This window comes from Pseudomonas sp. MF6776, assembly GCF_016613125.1.
GTDB classification, from domain to species: Bacteria; Pseudomonadota; Gammaproteobacteria; order Pseudomonadales; family Pseudomonadaceae; genus Aquipseudomonas; species Aquipseudomonas iridis.
In genome coordinates this window covers 1-15,943 of the sequence record NZ_JAENSQ010000035.1, presented here as the reverse complement: position 1 = coordinate 15,943, position 15,943 = coordinate 1, and the positions used below count along the sequence as shown (strand labels likewise).

The 15,943-nt window shown below is 59.4% G+C and carries 15 protein-coding genes; 5 read left to right on the top strand and 10 right to left on the bottom strand.

Features of this window, described 5'->3' with window-relative positions; all coding sequences use genetic code 11:
- Nucleotides 1–153 precede the first annotated feature (153 nt).
- Together JJD74_RS26335 and JJD74_RS26330 are read right to left on the bottom strand one after the other, a co-directional pair.
- A complete protein-coding gene (locus JJD74_RS26335) occupies nt 154–819 on the bottom strand; it encodes a fumarylacetoacetate hydrolase family protein (RefSeq protein ID WP_200617153.1) in 666 nt (221 codons plus the stop codon).
- A gap of 41 nt (nt 820–860) precedes the next feature.
- Complete coding sequence (locus tag JJD74_RS26330; protein WP_042561623.1) at nt 861–2,255, bottom strand: FAD-binding oxidoreductase; 1,395 nt, start codon at nt 2,253–2,255, stop codon at nt 861–863.
- A gap of 204 nt (nt 2,256–2,459) precedes the next feature.
- On the opposite strand from JJD74_RS26330, the gene serA reads away from it, so the two are divergent.
- Nucleotides 2,460–3,689 carry a phosphoglycerate dehydrogenase gene (serA, locus tag JJD74_RS26325; RefSeq protein WP_042561624.1) on the top strand — a complete coding sequence of 410 codons (1,230 nt, stop codon included), beginning with the start codon at nt 2,460–2,462 and terminating at the stop codon, nt 3,687–3,689.
- Nucleotides 3,690–3,811: 122 nt separating this feature from the next.
- Here serA and JJD74_RS26320 read toward each other — a convergent pair whose 3' ends face one another.
- Complete coding sequence (locus JJD74_RS26320; RefSeq protein ID WP_047304028.1) at nt 3,812–4,237, bottom strand: DUF4399 domain-containing protein; 426 nt, start codon at nt 4,235–4,237, stop codon at nt 3,812–3,814.
- Nucleotides 4,238–4,372: 135 nt separating this feature from the next.
- On the opposite strand from JJD74_RS26320, the gene JJD74_RS26315 reads away from it, so the two are divergent.
- The gene (locus JJD74_RS26315) at nt 4,373–4,942 is read left to right on the top strand and encodes a transporter substrate-binding domain-containing protein (RefSeq protein ID WP_200617152.1); all 570 of its coding nucleotides are present in this window, start codon (nt 4,373–4,375) and stop codon (nt 4,940–4,942) included.
- 32 nt (nt 4,943–4,974) lie between these two features.
- Here JJD74_RS26315 and JJD74_RS26310 read toward each other — a convergent pair whose 3' ends face one another.
- Both JJD74_RS26310 and JJD74_RS26305 read right to left on the bottom strand, forming a co-directional pair.
- Entirely contained in the window at nt 4,975–5,460 is a 486-nt protein-coding gene (locus tag JJD74_RS26310) for a DUF523 domain-containing protein (RefSeq protein ID WP_042561627.1), read from the bottom strand.
- A gap of 1 nt (nt 5,461) precedes the next feature.
- Nucleotides 5,462–6,094: a 2OG-Fe(II) oxygenase gene (locus JJD74_RS26305; RefSeq protein ID WP_042561628.1), complete on the bottom strand. Its 633-nt coding sequence runs from the start codon at nt 6,092–6,094 to the stop codon at nt 5,462–5,464.
- Nucleotides 6,095–6,202: 108 nt separating this feature from the next.
- Between JJD74_RS26305 and JJD74_RS26300 the strand changes: the two genes are divergently transcribed.
- Nucleotides 6,203–6,934, top strand: coding sequence for a DUF2059 domain-containing protein (locus tag JJD74_RS26300; RefSeq protein WP_042561629.1), 732 nt, complete (start codon nt 6,203–6,205; stop codon nt 6,932–6,934).
- Nucleotides 6,935–7,064: 130 nt separating this feature from the next.
- Here the strand turns inward: JJD74_RS26300 and JJD74_RS26295 are convergent, their stop codons facing one another.
- On the bottom strand, nt 7,065–8,012 hold the full coding sequence (locus JJD74_RS26295) for an alpha/beta hydrolase (protein WP_200617151.1): 948 nt from the start codon (nt 8,010–8,012) through the stop codon (nt 7,065–7,067).
- A 99-nt stretch (nt 8,013–8,111) separates the two neighbouring features.
- Here JJD74_RS26295 and JJD74_RS26290 point away from each other — a divergent pair, with 99 nt between their 5' ends.
- Both JJD74_RS26290 and JJD74_RS26285 read left to right on the top strand, forming a co-directional pair.
- Nucleotides 8,112–8,690 (top strand): DUF6436 domain-containing protein, encoded by a 579-nt coding sequence (locus tag JJD74_RS26290; RefSeq protein WP_200617150.1) that lies wholly within the window; start codon nt 8,112–8,114, stop codon nt 8,688–8,690.
- A gap of 102 nt (nt 8,691–8,792) precedes the next feature.
- Nucleotides 8,793–11,204, top strand: a complete 2,412-nt coding sequence (locus tag JJD74_RS26285) for a penicillin acylase family protein (RefSeq protein ID WP_200617149.1) — start codon at nt 8,793–8,795, stop codon at nt 11,202–11,204.
- Between the two features lie 378 nt (nt 11,205–11,582).
- On the opposite strand, the gene JJD74_RS26280 is transcribed toward JJD74_RS26285, so the two are convergent.
- The 4 genes from JJD74_RS26280 to JJD74_RS26265 form a co-directional block, all read right to left on the bottom strand.
- Entirely contained in the window at nt 11,583–12,473 is an 891-nt protein-coding gene (locus tag JJD74_RS26280) for an ABC transporter permease subunit (protein ID WP_042561633.1), read from the bottom strand.
- On the bottom strand, nt 12,470–13,351 hold the full coding sequence (locus JJD74_RS26275; protein ID WP_181818471.1) for an ABC transporter permease subunit: 882 nt from the start codon (nt 13,349–13,351) through the stop codon (nt 12,470–12,472). The genes JJD74_RS26280 and JJD74_RS26275 overlap by 4 nt, the downstream gene beginning before the upstream one ends.
- Nucleotides 13,352–13,386: 35 nt before the next feature.
- Entirely contained in the window at nt 13,387–14,529 is a 1,143-nt protein-coding gene (locus JJD74_RS26270; RefSeq protein WP_115146591.1) for an ABC transporter ATP-binding protein, read from the bottom strand.
- 67 nt (nt 14,530–14,596) lie between these two features.
- The gene (locus JJD74_RS26265) at nt 14,597–15,694 is read right to left on the bottom strand and encodes a polyamine ABC transporter substrate-binding protein (RefSeq protein ID WP_042561636.1); all 1,098 of its coding nucleotides are present in this window, start codon (nt 15,692–15,694) and stop codon (nt 14,597–14,599) included.
- Nucleotides 15,695–15,943 lie beyond the last annotated feature (249 nt).

The window sequence follows — 15,943 nt, the reverse complement described above, 5'->3', positions numbered from 1 at the left end:
AAATGGCGGGATTGACGTTTGCTGCCACCAATCTTCAGGGCAGCAAAAACCATGTGGGAGCGAACCTGCTCGCAAAGACGGAATGTCAGTCAGCAATGATGTCGACTGACCTGACGCCTTCGCGAGCAGGCTCGCTCCCACAGGGTGTGGCGCTTAGCGCACGCTGCTGTTGAAGCTGTTGGCGCCAACCAGTTCGAGGACGATCTCATCGCCGACATTCAGCGGGCCGACGCCAGCCGGTGTGCCAGTCAGGATCACGTCACCGGCCTGTAGCGAGAAGCAGCCGGCCATGTACTGGATCATCGGCACGATCGGGTTGAGCATCGCGCTGCTGTTGCCGTCCTGATGCACCTCACCGTTGATGGTCAGGCGGATACCGATGTCGGTCAGGTCCGCGAAGGTGCTGCCAACCACGAACGGCGCAAGCACGGCCGCGCCGTCGAACGACTTGGCGATTTCCCACGGCAGGCCCTTGGCTTTCAGCTCGGCCTGCTTGTCGCGCAGGGTCAGGTCCAGCGCCGGGGCGAAACCGGAGATCGCATCCAGCACTTCTTCACGGCTGGGTTTGGTCGACAGCGGCTTGCCGATCAACACGGCGATTTCCGCTTCGTAGTGCACCGAGCCGCGCTCGGTCGGAATGCTGAAACCACCGTCCAGCGGCACCACGCAACTGCCGGGCTTGATGAACAGCAGCGGCTCGGTAGGCACCGGGTTGTCCAGTTCCTTGGCGTGTTCGGCGTAATTACGGCCAATGCACACGACTTTCCCGATCGGGAAGTGAATGCGCGTGCCGTCGACGTACTGGTGCTGATAGCTCATTTACCGACTCCTGCCTTCATTGATTCATCAAGAATTACAGATCAAACCGCGAAGATCTTGCCCGGGTTCATGATGCCGTTCGGGTCGAACACCGCTTTGACCGCTTTCATGTACTCGATCTCGACCGGCGATCGGCTGTAGGTCAAGTAGTCGCGCTTGGTCATGCCCACACCGTGCTCCGCGGAAATCGAACCGTTGTACTTCTCGACGGTTTCGAACACCCATTTGTTGACGGTGGCGCACTTGGCGAAAAACTCGTCCTTGCTCAGGTTGTCCGGCTTAAGGATGTTCAGGTGCAGGTTGCCATCGCCGATGTGGCCGAACCAGACGATTTCGAAATCCGGATAGTGTTTGCCGACGATCGCGTCGATTTCCTTGAGAAATGCCGGGACTTTCGAGACGGTGACCGAGATGTCGTTCTTGTACGGCGTCCAGTGCGAGATGGTCTCGGAGATGTACTCGCGCAGTTTCCACAGGTTCTGCAACTGGGTTTCGCTCTGGCTCATCACGCCATCGAGGACCCAGCCCTGTTCAACACAATGCTCGAAGGTTTCCAGCGCGCTGTTGGCCACTTCTTCAGTAGTCGCTTCAAATTCCAGCAGGGCGTAGAACGGGCAATCGGTTTCGAACGGCGCCGGTACGTCGCCACGGCCCATGACTTTGGCCAGAGCCTTGTCGGAGAAGAACTCGAAAGCGGTGAGGTCGAGCTTGCCCTGAAAGGCGTGCAGCACCGGCATGATCGAGTCGAAATCCGCTGTACCCAGCACCATCGCCGTGAGATTTTTCGGCGCACGATCCAGGCGCATGGTCGCTTCAACCACAAAACCAAGGGTGCCTTCCGCGCCGATAAACAGCTGACGCAAGTCATAACCGGTGGCGTTCTTGATCAGGTCCTTGTTCAGTTCCAGCACGTCGCCCTTGCCGGTAACGACTTTCATTCCCGCGACCCAATTGCGCGTCATGCCGTAACGAATGACCTTGATCCCGCCGGCATTGGTGCCGATGTTGCCGCCAATCTGGCTGGAACCGGCCGAAGCGAAGTCCACCGGGTAGTACAGGCCTTTTTCTTCGGCGACGTTCTGCAAATGCTCGGTGACCACGCCCGGCTGACAAACGGCGGTACGGTCAGTGAGGTTCACGTCGAGAATCTGGTTCATGTAATCGAACGACACGACCACTTCGCCGTTGGCCGCCACTGCAGCGGCGGACAGCCCGGTTCGCCCACCCGAAGGCACCAGCGCGACCTTGTGTTCGTTGGCCCAACGGACAACGGCCTGTACTTGCTCGATGGTCTTGGGAAACACGATGGCACTGGGCGCCGGGGCGAAGTGCTTGGTCCAATCCTTGCCATACGTGTTCAGGGAGTCGGCATCGGTCAGGACCTTGCCAGGCTCGACCAGGGTCTTCAGTTCATCAATCAGGGCAGGATTGGTCATCGACAGAACTCTCGAACAATTCATGGTCATCCTGAGAACGCTTCACGTCGCAGGAATGAGTGTTTAGCGGGGCGGCTATGCTAGCATACCGACCCCGCAGGGCAGTGCCCAACGGCCTTTCTGCGGTGACGGCTTTCCTGCCGTCGCGGTCAGCCTCTGTTGACCATTTCCTGCCATTTTTCTCCGGGATACAGGTTTACGCAGATGAGCAAGACTTCTCTCGATAAGAGCAAGATCAAGTTCCTTCTTCTCGAAGGCGTCCACCAATCGGCTGTCGACGTCCTCAAGGCGGCGGGCTACACCAGCATCGAATACCTGACAGGTTCCTTGCCGGAAGCCCAGCTCAAGGAAAAGATCGCTGACGCTCACTTCATCGGCATTCGTTCTCGCACCCAACTGACCGAAGAGATCTTCGATCACGCGAAGAAGCTGGTAGCCGTCGGCTGTTTCTGCATCGGCACCAATCAGGTTGACCTGAGTGCTGCCCGCGAGCGCGGTATCGCCGTGTTCAACGCGCCGTACTCCAACACGCGTTCCGTTGCCGAGTTGGTACTGGCCGAAGCCATCCTGCTGCTGCGCGGCATCCCTGAGAAAAATGCTTCCTGCCACCGTGGCGGCTGGATCAAGAGCGCAGCCAACTCCTTCGAAATCCGCGGCAAAAAGCTGGGCATCGTCGGCTACGGCTCGATCGGTACTCAACTGTCGGTTCTGGCTGAAGGCCTGGGCATGCAGGTGTACTTCTATGACACCGTGACCAAGCTGCCGCTGGGCAACGCGACGCAGGTCAACAACCTGCACGAACTGCTGGGCATGTCCGACATCGTCACCCTGCACGTTCCGGAAACCGCTGCGACCCAGTGGATGATCGGCGAGAAGGAAATCCGCGCCATCAAGAAGGGCGGCATCCTGATCAACGCTGCACGCGGTACCGTGGTCGAGCTTGATCACCTGGCCGCAGCAATCAAGGACAAGCACCTGATCGGCGCCGCCATCGACGTATTCCCGGTGGAGCCACGCTCCAACGATGAAGAGTTCGAAAGCCCGCTGCGCGGCCTCGACAACGTGATTCTGACCCCGCACATCGGTGGCTCGACCGCCGAAGCGCAAGCCAACATCGGTCTGGAAGTGGCGGAAAAACTGGTCAAGTACAGCGACAACGGTACATCCGTTTCGTCGGTCAACTTCCCGGAAGTGGCCCTGCCGGCTCACCCTGGCAAGCACCGCCTGCTGCACATCCACGAGAACATTCCGGGTGTGATGATGGAGATCAACAAGGTCTTCGCCGAAAACGGCATCAACATCTCCGGTCAGTTCCTGCAGACCAACGAAAAGGTCGGCTACGTGGTGATCGACGTCGACGCCGAGTACTCGGAGCTGGCGCAAGAGAAGCTGCAACACGTCACCGGCACCATCCGTAGCCGGGTTCTCTTCTAAAGAAGCGGCGGCAAGCAACTAGCTTCAAGCGGCAGGTGAAATGCGCTTTTGCCTTTACTTGCAGCTTGTAGCTAGCAACTCGAAGCTGAATAAAAAAGGGAGCCCCGAAAGGCTCCCTTTTTTTATTTGACGTTGACGGTGATTTTTTCGGAAACGATCGTCGGGTCAAACGGCATATGGCCGCTGTCGCCAAGAATCAGCTGCAAGGTGTGCTTGCCGGGGGCCAGTTTGATGGTGGCTTCGGTCTGCGCCTTGCCGAAATGCATGTGGTGGGCATCAGTCGGGATAGGTGCGCCTTCAGCCGGCAGGTCGTCGACGTCAATCAGCAGATGATGGTGGCCGGTGTTCTTGGTGACGTCACCCGCGGGCGCCAGCGCGATGTTCTTGACGCCGAACTTGACCTTGAATTCCTGGGAAACCGTCGCACCGTCCTCGGGAGAAACGATGAACACTTCAGCATCTTTCGGCGCCGGCGTCGCGGCACTGGCCAATACCGAAACACCCATCAGCAAACCCGCCAACGCAGCACGTGACATAAAGCTTTTCATTTTCTTCTCCAGTTTTTCCGTAAAATCCGCACGGTCATGACAACTTCATGACCATTCGTTGTCGAAGGCACTCGACAACCATAGCAAAGCGAGCCTGAATCAGAGCATCGCGATAATGATTTCAAAGGAGTGACCATGCGCCTTTTGCCTGGCCTGATCTGCCTGATACCCCTTCTGAGCCCGCTGGCTCATGCCGAACTGATTGATGACGTCAACGATCGTGGCGAGTTGCGCATAGCCCTGGAGGCTAATACACCGCCCTTCAATTTCAAGGAAGGCGACACGCTCACGGGGTTCGAGGTCGAGCTGGGGCAATTGCTGGCCAAGGAGCTGGATGTGCGCGCCGACTTCATCGTCACCGACGCCGGCGATCTGCTCCAGGGCGTTGAAAGCGGCAAGTACGACGTCGCGCTCAACCACATAGCACTGACACCCGAACTTAAGGATCGTTTCGACTTCAGCGAGCCGTACAGCCAGGTCGACTCACAATTACTGGCGAAGAAGGATGAGCAGCCACGCCCCATGGTGCTGGTGCAGGCGCTGACCGAAACGAAGCCGGCAGTGAGTGCGCCGGTGGAGTTGGCGATACCGTTTCAGAAGGGTAATCCGGCATTTCGCGCCAGCCTTGAGAGTGCGCTGCAGCGGATCAAGGCGGATGGGCGATTAGCGGCGTTGTCCGAGAAGTGGTTCACCGAAGCCAAGTGAACACAAAACCTGTGGGGGTTTGCGCTGGAATTTTAATCGAGCAGGGTCAGAGCCAGCGCTGCTCGCGGCAATTCAAGCTCGCTGAAAACCTGAACGCCATGGCGTTTCAGTAGAGCAGCAGTAACCCCCTCACCACTGACCTTCACCCCACTGAACGTCCCGTCATACGTCAGCAGATTCCCGCACGACGGACTGTTGGCCTTGAGCACCGCCACCCGTATACCGTGCTTTTGCACCAGTTCCAGCGCCTGCCGCGCACCCTCCAGGAACTGCGCACTGACATCCTCGCCTTCAGTGGTCATCACCGCAGCAACACCATCGAGCACCTCCCCCCCTTGCCCGCCCGGAATCTCCGCCGCCGCCCGCGGCGTCGGCAAGCCACCGGCCACTTCAGGGCACAACGGCACCACCCGTCCTTCGGCTATCCACTGTTCCAACACATCAAACGGCCCGCTGGCCCCGCCGTCGTAACGCACGCGGTGGCCTAACAGGCAGCGGCTGACCAGAATCTTTTGCATGTCAGAAAGGCTCGTTGCCACGACGACGGAACCAGCCCGTCAGCGACAGGCGCTCGCGATGGGCCGGCAGCACCTCATGCGGTACTTCGCCGGAGAGGAAAACCACCAGACAACCACCGGTAGGTTGCACATCATGAACGCGATCATCGCTCAGATACATGCGCAGCTGACCGCCATCCTCCGGCAGCCAGGCATCATTGAGGTAGACCACCACCGAGACCATGCGCCGGTCATCGTCGCGAAAACGGTCGACGTGCCTGCGATAAAACGCGCCTGGCGGATACAGGGCGAAATGGCATTCGAAATCTTCAAGCCCGAGGAACAAGCCACGGTTGAGCGCCTCGCGCAGGCTGTCCATCAGGTTCAAATAACGGTCACTGGCCTCAGCCTGCCCCGGATCGATCCATTGGATATGGTCGCCGCGAATACCCTCGCGAATCTCTGAAAACGGCCCACGACCGACCGCCGCCGGCGCCAGCTCACCCTCGGCTTCACGTTTACGGCATTCGGCCGCCAGCTCGCCGGTCAAACCGGCGGGCAGGAAAATGTTCTGCTGCGACCAGCCGTGTTCGGCCAGGTCGTCGACAATGCGCAACAGCAGCGGGTGTTCAGAGGATATTTGCATGGCGCGCATAGTATGTCGGCGGCAAGAAATCCGACAGAGCCACGCGGCGGCTTGTTACGAATTCTCGACAAGTCACGGCACCGCACGGAGAATAGTCCGCTGCTGACAGGAGTCCCTATGCGCCGTTTGCTTTTTTCACTGTTGATGTTCTGTGTTTTGCCCGCTTGGGCGGACGGCCACGATCAGCTGTACAAGGTCGCCGGTTGGCCAGAACAACGTGCGCATTTCAATGACGCCCTGAGTGCCGCGCAACAGCGCTATCAAAACAGCCTGCCGCCCGCCGTGTTTCAAGCGCTGGTGAACAACAGCAACCAGCGCTTCGCCCCGCAGGCCATGGACCAACGCGCCGAGGCACAGCTACGGCAGAACCTCGCCGATCCGAAACCTGCGCTGTCTTTTTTCCAGTCGCCGCTGGGCAAGAAAATCGTTGCCGCCGAATTGCTCGCAACCCGCCGGGATCAACTGGCCAAGAACGCCAAGGGCCTACCGAAAATGCCGGCCAGCGACAGCCGCCTGCTGATCATCGGCCACCTCGCCCAGGCACTGCCTGCGCGGGAGGCTGGCGCCGAGGTGAGCCTGGCGATTGCCGGGGTCGCAGCGGACAGTTTGAGTTCGATGATTCCGGGCCTGCTCGGTGGCGGACAGGCGCAAGGCATGTTGAACGGTCAACGTCAGCGCTTGATGGATCAGATCGGCGCGGACATGAACAACACGCTGCTCTACGTTTATCGCGACCTGTCGGATAACGAACTGGAAGAGTTTGCGACGTTCGCCGAATCGACCGAGGGCAAGGCGTATTACCAGGCCGCGCTGGCGGCGATTCGAGCGGGGTTGGCGGTGGGGCAATGATCCTTCGTCGCCTGACCGGCCGCCATCGCTGGCAAGCCAGCTCCCACAGGTTTTTCGGGCGTTCACAAATCCGTGGTCGACTCAAAACCCTGTGGGAGCTGGCTTGCCAGCGATGAGGCCAGCAAATCCGCTAGAGATTCCGGCCCCTGATCCGCTTGCTCAGAAACTCGAAATACTCCTCACGCATATCAGCCGTCTCATTCGCCAGATGATGCCGCGCTTCGGGTAACAGCAAGATCTGCGGTCGATCGAACTTCAACTTCAACACCTGCAGATTGTGCTGCCAGTCCACGGTCATGTCCGCCTGCCCCTGAATGATCAGCGGCCGTCGCGAACTTTTTTTGGCGAATTCCACCCGCTTGATCCAGCGTGACAAAGCCCCGACCCATGCCGTCGGCAAGCGCTTGGGCTGCAACGGATCGGCCAGCAGAAACGGCAGGAAATCCGGGTCGTTGGAGTTCTCGCTGAAGCGCCGCGCGATGCCCCGTACGAAAGGCCGCAGCAGGTAATAACTCAGCTGCGACCAGCCCCACGCCCGCGGTCGTACCAGTGGCGACAGCAAAATCACCTGACCCTGCGCCGGGCTGTTCTCGCCATGATTGAGCACATGGTCGACGACGATGGCGCCGCCGGTACTTTGCCCACACAAGTGCCACGGCTGCGGCAGGGCAATCGAACTGGCTTCGACGAACAAGGCTTGCAGCGCGTCCTGATATTCAGAGAAGTCGCGGATGCTCGCCCGCGTGCCGCTCGACAGACCATGCCCGGGCAAGTCGCAGGCAATGACGGCAAAATCCTGATCCAGCGCCCACTCGATCACATGCCGATACAGCCCGGTGTGGTCGTAGAAACCGTGCAATAGAAACAGCGTGCCCTTGACCTTCTCCGGCCACCAGCAATGGCTCACCAGTTCGTAGCCATCAACGGCGAAACGGCCCATGCCGCGCCAGACATCACGCTCGGGAAAATCGGTTTTGTAGAAGCATTGATAGGCCTTGGCTTCGTCCGACAACGGCTGCCACTCAGCCAAAGGCTTGAGGCTGGCGCGTAATTGATCGGGGTCGAAAGTAGCGGGCATGAGGCAAATTCCAGAGCGGTGAACAGACTTTATCGGCTTGCGATATTCATCTGTCGCGGCAAGCATGGCAAGCTAGCCGCCCCTCAAGGATCGAAATACATGCGTTCGTCCTACCGCACCGCACTGTTTGCCAGCCTGCTCGCGCTTGTGTGTGCCGGCGTGTTGTGGACGGCGTACGACTGGTTTCAGGGCCGATATTTGCGCGCGTTCAGCGAGCACACGGCGATTTTTTCCGGCGACCCGCTGCGCTTGCCGGATGATCTCGCCGGACCTGGCAAGATTCGCCTGGTGCATTTCTGGGACCCGGCCTGCCCCTGCAACGTCGGCAATCAGCAGCACCTGACCGAGATGGTCGAGCATTTCAGCGCCAGAGGCGTCGAGTTTTTCGCGGTGCAGCGACCCGGCAGCCACGGCCAGTTGCCCGCCACTTTGAGCAGCCTGAAAACCATCGCGGTATTGCCCGGCGCCGAGCAGATTCCCGCCAGTCCCGCTGTTGCGATCTGGGACCGAAGCGGCAAACTCGCTTACTTCGGCCCCTACAGCGAAGGCCTGACCTGCAACTCCAGCAACAGCTTTATCGAACCGATCCTTAACGCGTTGACGGATGATCGCCCGGTTAATGCCACGCACACGCTGGCGGTCGGCTGCTATTGCCCGTGGCCGGTGCAGGCGCAATAAGGCATTCCGGACTTTTCAAGGACAGCGATGCACGGCACAGAAGGTCTGTGCTAATTGTTTGCAGCCCGGCGGGCGGCAATTCCGCATGCACAAGGAGTCACCATGAAACGCGTGTTCACCGTTCTTGCCTTGCTCATCGTTGTCCTGCTCGCTGGCGCAGGCGGGTACATCTACAGCAAACAGCCAACACGCCAAGGTCAGGTGGAGCTGCATAACCTGCAAGGTTCGGTGACCGTACGCTACGACGAGCGCGGCGTGCCGCACATCCGCGCCGAGAACGAAACCGACCTCTATCGCGCCCTCGGTTATGTGCACGCGCAGGATCGTCTGTTCCAGATGGAAGCCATGCGCCGTCTCGCCCGGGGCGAACTGGCCGAAGTGCTCGGGCCGAAACTGCTCGACACCGACAAACTGTTCCGCAGTTTGCGCATTCGTGAGCGCGCGGCCAGTTATGTGGCCAGCCTCGACAAGCAGTCGCCGGCGTGGAAGGGCCTGCAAGCTTATCTGGATGGCATCAACCAATATCAGGACACGCACGCCGCGCCTGTCGAGTTCGACGTGCTGGGCATCCCCAAGCGGCCGTTCACCGCCGAAGACAGCATCAGCGTCGCCGGTTACATGGCCTACAGCTTTGCCGCCGCGTTTCGCACCGAACCGTTGCTGACCTACGTACGCGATCAACTCGGTGCCGATTACCTCAATGTGTTCGACCTCGACTGGCAGCCCAAAGGCGTACTCGCCAAAAGCCACAGTACGTCGGCGCCGGCACTTGCGGCCAATGACTGGAAAGACCTCAACGCCCTCGCCCGCCTCAGTGAGCAGGCACTGATCGACAACGGTCTGCCACAGTTCGAGGGCAGCAACGCCTGGGTCATCGCCGCCAGCCGCAGCCAGAGTGGCAAGCCATTGTTGGCAGGCGATCCGCACATTCGTTTCTCGGTGCCATCGGTGTGGTACGAAGCGCAACTATCGGCACCGGGGTTTGAACTCTATGGCCATCATCAGGCGCTGGTGCCTTTCGCGTTCCTGGGGCACAACCTGGATTTCGGCTGGAGCCTGACCATGTTCCAGAACGACGATCTGGACCTGATCGCCGAGAAGGTCAACCCGGACAACCCGAATCAGGTCTGGTATCGCGGCCAGTGGACCGACATGGTCAGCAGCGAGCAGCAGATCGCCGTGAAGGGCCAGGCGCCGGTGACCATCACCCTGCGCCAGTCGCCCCACGGCCCGATCGTCAACGACGCGCTGGGGTCCGCCGCCGGCAAGACGCCGATCGCGATGTGGTGGGCCTTTCTCGAAACACCGAACCCGATCCTCGAGGGTTTCTACCAGCTCAACCGCGCCGACACCCTGGCCAAGGCCCGCGCCGCTGCGGCCAAGGTGCAGGCGCCGGGGCTCAACCTCGTTTACGCCAATGCCAAGGGCGACATCGCCTGGTGGGCTTCGGCGTTGTTGCCCAAGCGCCCCGCCGGGGTCAAGCCGGGCTTCATCCTTGATGGCAGCACTGATCAGGCGAACAAGGACGGTTTCTACCCGTTCAGCGCCAATCCGCAGGAAGAAAACCCGGCACGCGGCTATATCGTCTCGGCCAACTTCCAGCCCGTGTCGCCAAGCGGCATGGAGATTCCCGGTTACTACAACCTCGCCGACCGTGGCCAGCAGCTCAATCGCCAGCTCAGCGACAAGAGCGTGAAATGGACCAACGAAGCCAATCAGAAACTGCAACTGGGCACCGCCACCGGTTACGGCCCGCGTTTGCTGGCGCCTCTGCTGCCCGTGCTGCGCGAGGTGGTGAGCGATCCGGCGCAGTTGAAACTGGTCTCGCAACTGGCGCAGTGGCCAGGCGACTATCCACTGGATTCGGTAAGCGCGACGGTGTTCAACCAGTTCCTCTATGACCTCGCCGATGCAGCGATGCGTGATGAGTTGGGCAATGACTTTTTCGACACGCTGTTGTCGACGCGGGTGATTGATTCGGCATTGCCACGCTTGGCGGCGAACGCTGATTCAGTCTGGTGGGATAACCGCAACACGCCAACCAAAGAGACTCGCGCCGATACCGTGCGCGCGGCATGGCAGGCGAGCATGAAGCACCTGAAGCTGACCCTCGGTGACGATACGTCCGGATGGAAATGGGGCACGGCGCACACGCTGACCCACGGGCATCCGCTGGGGCAGCAGAAGCCGCTGGATCGCATCTTCAACGTCGGGCCGTTCGCCGCACCGGGCAGTCATGAAGTGCCGAACAACCTTTCGGCGAAGATCGGCCCGGCGCCGTGGCCGGTGACTTACGGGCCTTCTACGCGGCGTCTGGTCGACTTCGCTGATCCTGCTCACAGCTTGACGATCAACCCGGTCGGGCAGAGCGGCGTGCCGTTTGATCGTCACTATGACGATCAGGCTGAAGCGTACGTCGACGGGATTTACGTGCAGGCGCATTTCAGCGAGGAAGAGGTGACGGCGAATACGCGGAGCACGTTGAAGCTGCTGCCGGCGCGTGGAAACCCTTAAAAGCCCCTCACCCAAGCCCTCTCCCATAGGGAGAGGGAACCGATTGGGGGATATTGACGAGCTACGCCGACTTGACCGAACACTATTGAATCCAAAATCGGCAGAGCAATTTCAGGTCGATGTATGGCGCAAGACACCTCGGCCGGCCCCTTTCCCTCTGGGAGAGTGCTGGGGGGCAAGCCGATGAACTGTGTTGAGATCATCCGCAAATCCCTCTGGACCTGAAGATCACCACAAAAACAACTGTGGGAGCGAGCCTGCTCGCGAAGACGGTCTGTCAGCCAACATTTGAGTCGACTGACACTCCGTCTTCGCGAGCAGGCTCGCTCCCACATTGGATCTGGATTGGCCTGGATATTGAGGCCAATCCAGATTGGCTTACACCACTCCCGGCGCCGGTGCGCGACGTACGTCCGGTTGCTTCCACGAATCGGCAGCGCTTTCTTCGATGGCTTGCTGGATGGCTTTCTTGCGGGCTTCTTCGGCGCGGCGGCTGAAGAACCAGACCATGAAAGTCACGATCGACACCGCCAGCAGAATCAGGCTGGCCACGGCGTTGATCTCAGGCTTGACGCCCAGACGTACCGCCGAGAACACTTCCATCGGCAGCGTCGTCGAACCCGGGCCCGACACGAAGCTCGCTAGCACCAGGTCGTCCAGCGACAGCGCGAACGACATCATGCCGCCCGCTGCCAACGATGGCGCGATCATCGGGATGGTGATCAGGAAGAACACCTTCCACGGCCGCGCACCCAGGTCCATCGCCGCTTCTTCAATCGACAGATCCAGCTCACGCAGGCGCGCCGACACCACCACCGCCACATAAGCCGCACAGAACGTCGTGTGAGCGATCCAGATGGTGACAATGCCACGTTCCTGTGGCCAGCCGATCATCTGCGCCATGGCCACGAACAGCAGCAACAGCGACAGACCTGTGATCACTTCGGGCATTACCAACGGCGCCGTCACCAGGCCGCCGAACAACGTACGGCCCTTGAAGTGGGTGATACGCGTCAGCACGAATGCGGCCAAAGTACCCAGCGCTACCGCAGCCACCGCCGTGTAGCAGGCGATTTCCAGCGAGCGCAGTACCGAGCCCATCAGTTGCGAGTTGTCGAGCAGGCCGACGTACCACTTGATCGACCAGCCGCCCCACACCGTTACCAGTTTCGAGGCGTTGAACGAGTAGATCACCAGGATCAGCATCGGCAAGTAGATGAACAACAAACCCACGACCAGCATCAGGCTGGAGAAACGGATGCGCTTCATTCTTTACCCTCCATTTCCTTGGCCTGACTGCGGTTGAACAGGATGATCGGCACAATCAGGATCGCCAGCATCACCACCGCCAGCGCGGACGCTACCGGCCAGTCACGGTTGTTGAAGAACTCTTGCCAGAGCACCTTGCCGATCATCAGCGTTTCCGGGCCGCCGAGCAGTTCCGGGATGACGAACTCGCCCACTACCGGAATGAACACCAGCATGCAGCCGGCAATGATCCCGTTCTTGGACAGCGGAATAGTGATTTTCCAGAAGCTGTTGAAGGTGCTCGAACCGAGGTCAGAAGCCGCTTCCAGCAGACTGTTATCGTGCTTCACCAGGTTGGCGTACAGCGGCAGGATCATGAACGGCAGGTACGAGTAGACGATGCCGATATACACCGCGAGGTTGGTGTTGAGGATCTGCAGCGGCTCATCGATCAGGCCGATGCTCATCAGGAATCCGTTGAGCAGGCCATTGTTGCTGAGGATACCCATCCACGCGTAAACGCGGATCAGGATTGCCGTCCAGGTCGGCATCATGATCAGCAGCACCAGCACCGTTTGCATTTCTTTACGGGCCGTGGCGATCGCGTAGGCCATTGGGTAGCCAATCGCCAGGCACAGAACGGTGCTGATCAACGCCATCTTCAGCGAGCCGAGGTACGCGGCGATATACAACTCGTCGTCGCCAAGCATCGCGTAGTTGCCCAGGTTCAGCAGCAGTTGCAGCTTCTGCTCGGCAAACGTGTAGATCTCGGTGTACGGCGGAATGGCCACGTCGGCTTCGGCGAAGCTGATCTTCAGGACGATGAAGAACGGCAACATGAAGAACAGAAATAGCCAGATGAACGGAACCCCGATGACCAGCTGGCGGCCATTGGGAATTATTCGGTTGATGCGCCGTTTGAATTTGCGCATGTTCATGAGCGAAGTACCACACCGCTGTCGTCTTCCCACCACACGAAAACCTGATCGCCCCAGGTCGGACGGGCGCCACGGCGTTCGGCGTTGGCGACGAAGGACTGCACCAGTTTGCCGCTCGGCAGTTCGACGTAGAACACCGAGTGCCCGCCAAGATAGGCAATGTCGTGCACCTTGCCGCTCGACCAGTTGTATTCGCAGGTCGGTTGTTCGGCGGTGACCAGCAGTTTCTCCGGACGAATCGCATAGGTGACCGACTTGTCCTGCACCGAGGTGCTGATGCCGTGACCCACATAGATCTGCCGGTCGAGGTCCTTGCAAGTGATGGTCGCGTGACCCTCGGCGTCGTCGATCACTTCACCTTCGAAGATGTTGACGTTGCCGATGAATTCGCAGACCAGACGGCTGGTCGGGGTTTCGTAGATGTCGATCGGGCTGCCGATCTGGGCGATCCAGCCCAGGTGCATGATCGCGATGCGCTCGGCCATGGTCATGGCCTCTTCCTGGTCGTGGGTCACCATCACGCAGGTCACGCCGACGCGCTCGATGATTTCCACCAGCTCGAGTTGCATCTGTGAACGCAGTTTTTTATCCAGTGCGCCCATCGGTTCGTCGAGCAACAACAGCTTCGGCCGCTTGGCCAACGAGCGCGCCAGGGCCACACGCTGACGCTGACCGCCAGACAGTTGATGTGGCTTGCGCTTGGCGTATTGGCTCATCTGCACCAGTTTGAGCATCTCGGCCACGCGGGCTTCGACTTCAGCCTTGGGAATCTTGTCCTGCTGCAAACCGAACGCGATGTTCTGCGCCACGGTCATGTGCGGAAACAAGGCGTAGGACTGGAACATCATGTTGATCGGACGTTCGTACGGCGGCATGTCGGTAATGTCGACGCCGTCGAGAAAAATGCGCCCCTCCGTGGGCCGTTCGAACCCTGCCAGCATCCGCAGCAGAGTGGATTTGCCCGATCCCGAACCGCCGAGCAGGGCGAAAATCTCACCCTTTTTGATTTCCAGGGACACATCGTCCACGGCAATCGTCTCGTCGAACTTCTTCGTGACCCGGTCGATTTTGACCAACACCTGTTTGGGTGTCTGGTCGCCCTCGAGGGCTTTCTTATAGGCGCCGGAGGCAACTGCCATTTACGAAACTCCCAGAAAAAAAGAGTGCAGTTCGCCCAATGCGGACGAACCCAGGATAGTTTGTGCCTTACATCCCCGACTTGACCTTGGTCCAGCTGCGGGTCATCAGGCGCTGAATGTTCGGTGGCAACTCGGTCGACACGTAGGCCTTGTCAATCACGGCCTGTGGCGGATAAACCGATTCATCGGTACGGATGGATTGATCCATCAGCTTGTCCGAGCCCGGGTTGGGGTTGGCGTAACCGACAGAATCACTGACCTGGGCGATCACCTCAGGTTTCAACAGATAGTTGATGAAGGCGTGGGCCTGCTTCACGTTCGACGAATCCTTGGGAATCGCCAACATGTCGAACCACAACGCGCCTCCCTCTTTCGGCACCGTGTAGGCGATATTCACGCCCTTCTTGGCTTCTGCCGCGCGGTTCTTCGCCTGGAAGATATCGCCGGAAAAACCGATGGCCACGCAGATGTCGCCGTTGGCCAGGTCGCCGATGTATTTCGAAGAATGGAAGTAGGTTACGTAGGGGCGCACGGCGAGCAATTTGTCGGTGGCTTTCTTGTAATCCTTGGGATTGGTGCTGTTGGCATCCAGACCCATGTAGTTGAGCACGGTCGGCATCATTTCATCGGCAGAATCGAGGAAGGCCACGCCGCAGCTTTGCAGCTTCTTGATGTTTTCCGGCTCGAACAGCACGCCCCAGGAATCGATCTTGTCAACGCCCAGCACAGCCTTCACTTTATCGACGTTGTAGCCGATGCCATTGGTGCCCCACAGGTACGGTACGGCGTACAGGTTGCCAGGATCGTTCTGCTCCAGACGCTTGAGTAGCGCCGGGTCGAGATTCGAGTAATTTGACAGCTGCGCCCGGTCGAGTTTCTGGAACGCGCCCGCCTTGATCTGCTTGCCGAGGAAGTGGTTCGACGGCACGACCACGTCGTAGCCGGTACGCCCGGCGAGCAACTTGCCTTCCAGGGTTTCGTTGGAGTCGAACACGTCGTAGACCGGTTTGATCCCGGTCTCTTTCTGAAAGTCGGCCAGCGTCGATTCGCCGATGTAATCCGACCAGTTATAAATATGCACCGTGCCGGCGGCTTGGGCACCGACGGCGATCGTCAGGCCGGCAGCGGCCAGCAGCGCATTGCGCAAAGAAGAAAAAATAGGCACGTGAAGGTCCTCTAAAATTAGTTGGGCCCAAGTTGCCCAGCGCTGCATGACAGCCATGGCTGCCCGGCAACAAAACCGGCGCGCAACTTACCCTCGAAAAACCGTTCCAGCAAAACTTTCTGTCCTGAATTCATAGAATAAGCGCAACGCTTGAAACGAGAGGCAGAGAGCCAGCCACCGGTAGAATCCAGGCTCTCACACCGAAGGATTCAAGCGCAGATGACTACGCATTACCGGCAGCTGACTCAG

Coding starts and splice junctions, on each gene's coding strand:
- JJD74_RS26335 (WP_200617153.1), bottom strand. CDS start 819: ATGAGCTATCAGCACCAGTACGTCGACGGCACGCGCATTCACTTCCCG.
- JJD74_RS26330 (WP_042561623.1), bottom strand. CDS start 2,255: ATGACCAATCCTGCCCTGATTGATGAACTGAAGACCCTGGTCGAGCCT.
- serA (WP_042561624.1), top strand. CDS start 2,460: ATGAGCAAGACTTCTCTCGATAAGAGCAAGATCAAGTTCCTTCTTCTC.
- JJD74_RS26320 (WP_047304028.1), bottom strand. CDS start 4,237: ATGAAAAGCTTTATGTCACGTGCTGCGTTGGCGGGTTTGCTGATGGGT.
- JJD74_RS26315 (WP_200617152.1), top strand. CDS start 4,373: ATGCGCCTTTTGCCTGGCCTGATCTGCCTGATACCCCTTCTGAGCCCG.
- JJD74_RS26310 (WP_042561627.1), bottom strand. CDS start 5,460: ATGCAAAAGATTCTGGTCAGCCGCTGCCTGTTAGGCCACCGCGTGCGT.
- JJD74_RS26305 (WP_042561628.1), bottom strand. CDS start 6,094: ATGCGCGCCATGCAAATATCCTCTGAACACCCGCTGCTGTTGCGCATT.
- JJD74_RS26300 (WP_042561629.1), top strand. CDS start 6,203: ATGCGCCGTTTGCTTTTTTCACTGTTGATGTTCTGTGTTTTGCCCGCT.
- JJD74_RS26295 (WP_200617151.1), bottom strand. CDS start 8,012: ATGCCCGCTACTTTCGACCCCGATCAATTACGCGCCAGCCTCAAGCCT.
- JJD74_RS26290 (WP_200617150.1), top strand. CDS start 8,112: ATGCGTTCGTCCTACCGCACCGCACTGTTTGCCAGCCTGCTCGCGCTT.
- JJD74_RS26285 (WP_200617149.1), top strand. CDS start 8,793: ATGAAACGCGTGTTCACCGTTCTTGCCTTGCTCATCGTTGTCCTGCTC.
- JJD74_RS26280 (WP_042561633.1), bottom strand. CDS start 12,473: ATGAAGCGCATCCGTTTCTCCAGCCTGATGCTGGTCGTGGGTTTGTTG.
- JJD74_RS26270 (WP_115146591.1), bottom strand. CDS start 14,529: ATGGCAGTTGCCTCCGGCGCCTATAAGAAAGCCCTCGAGGGCGACCAG.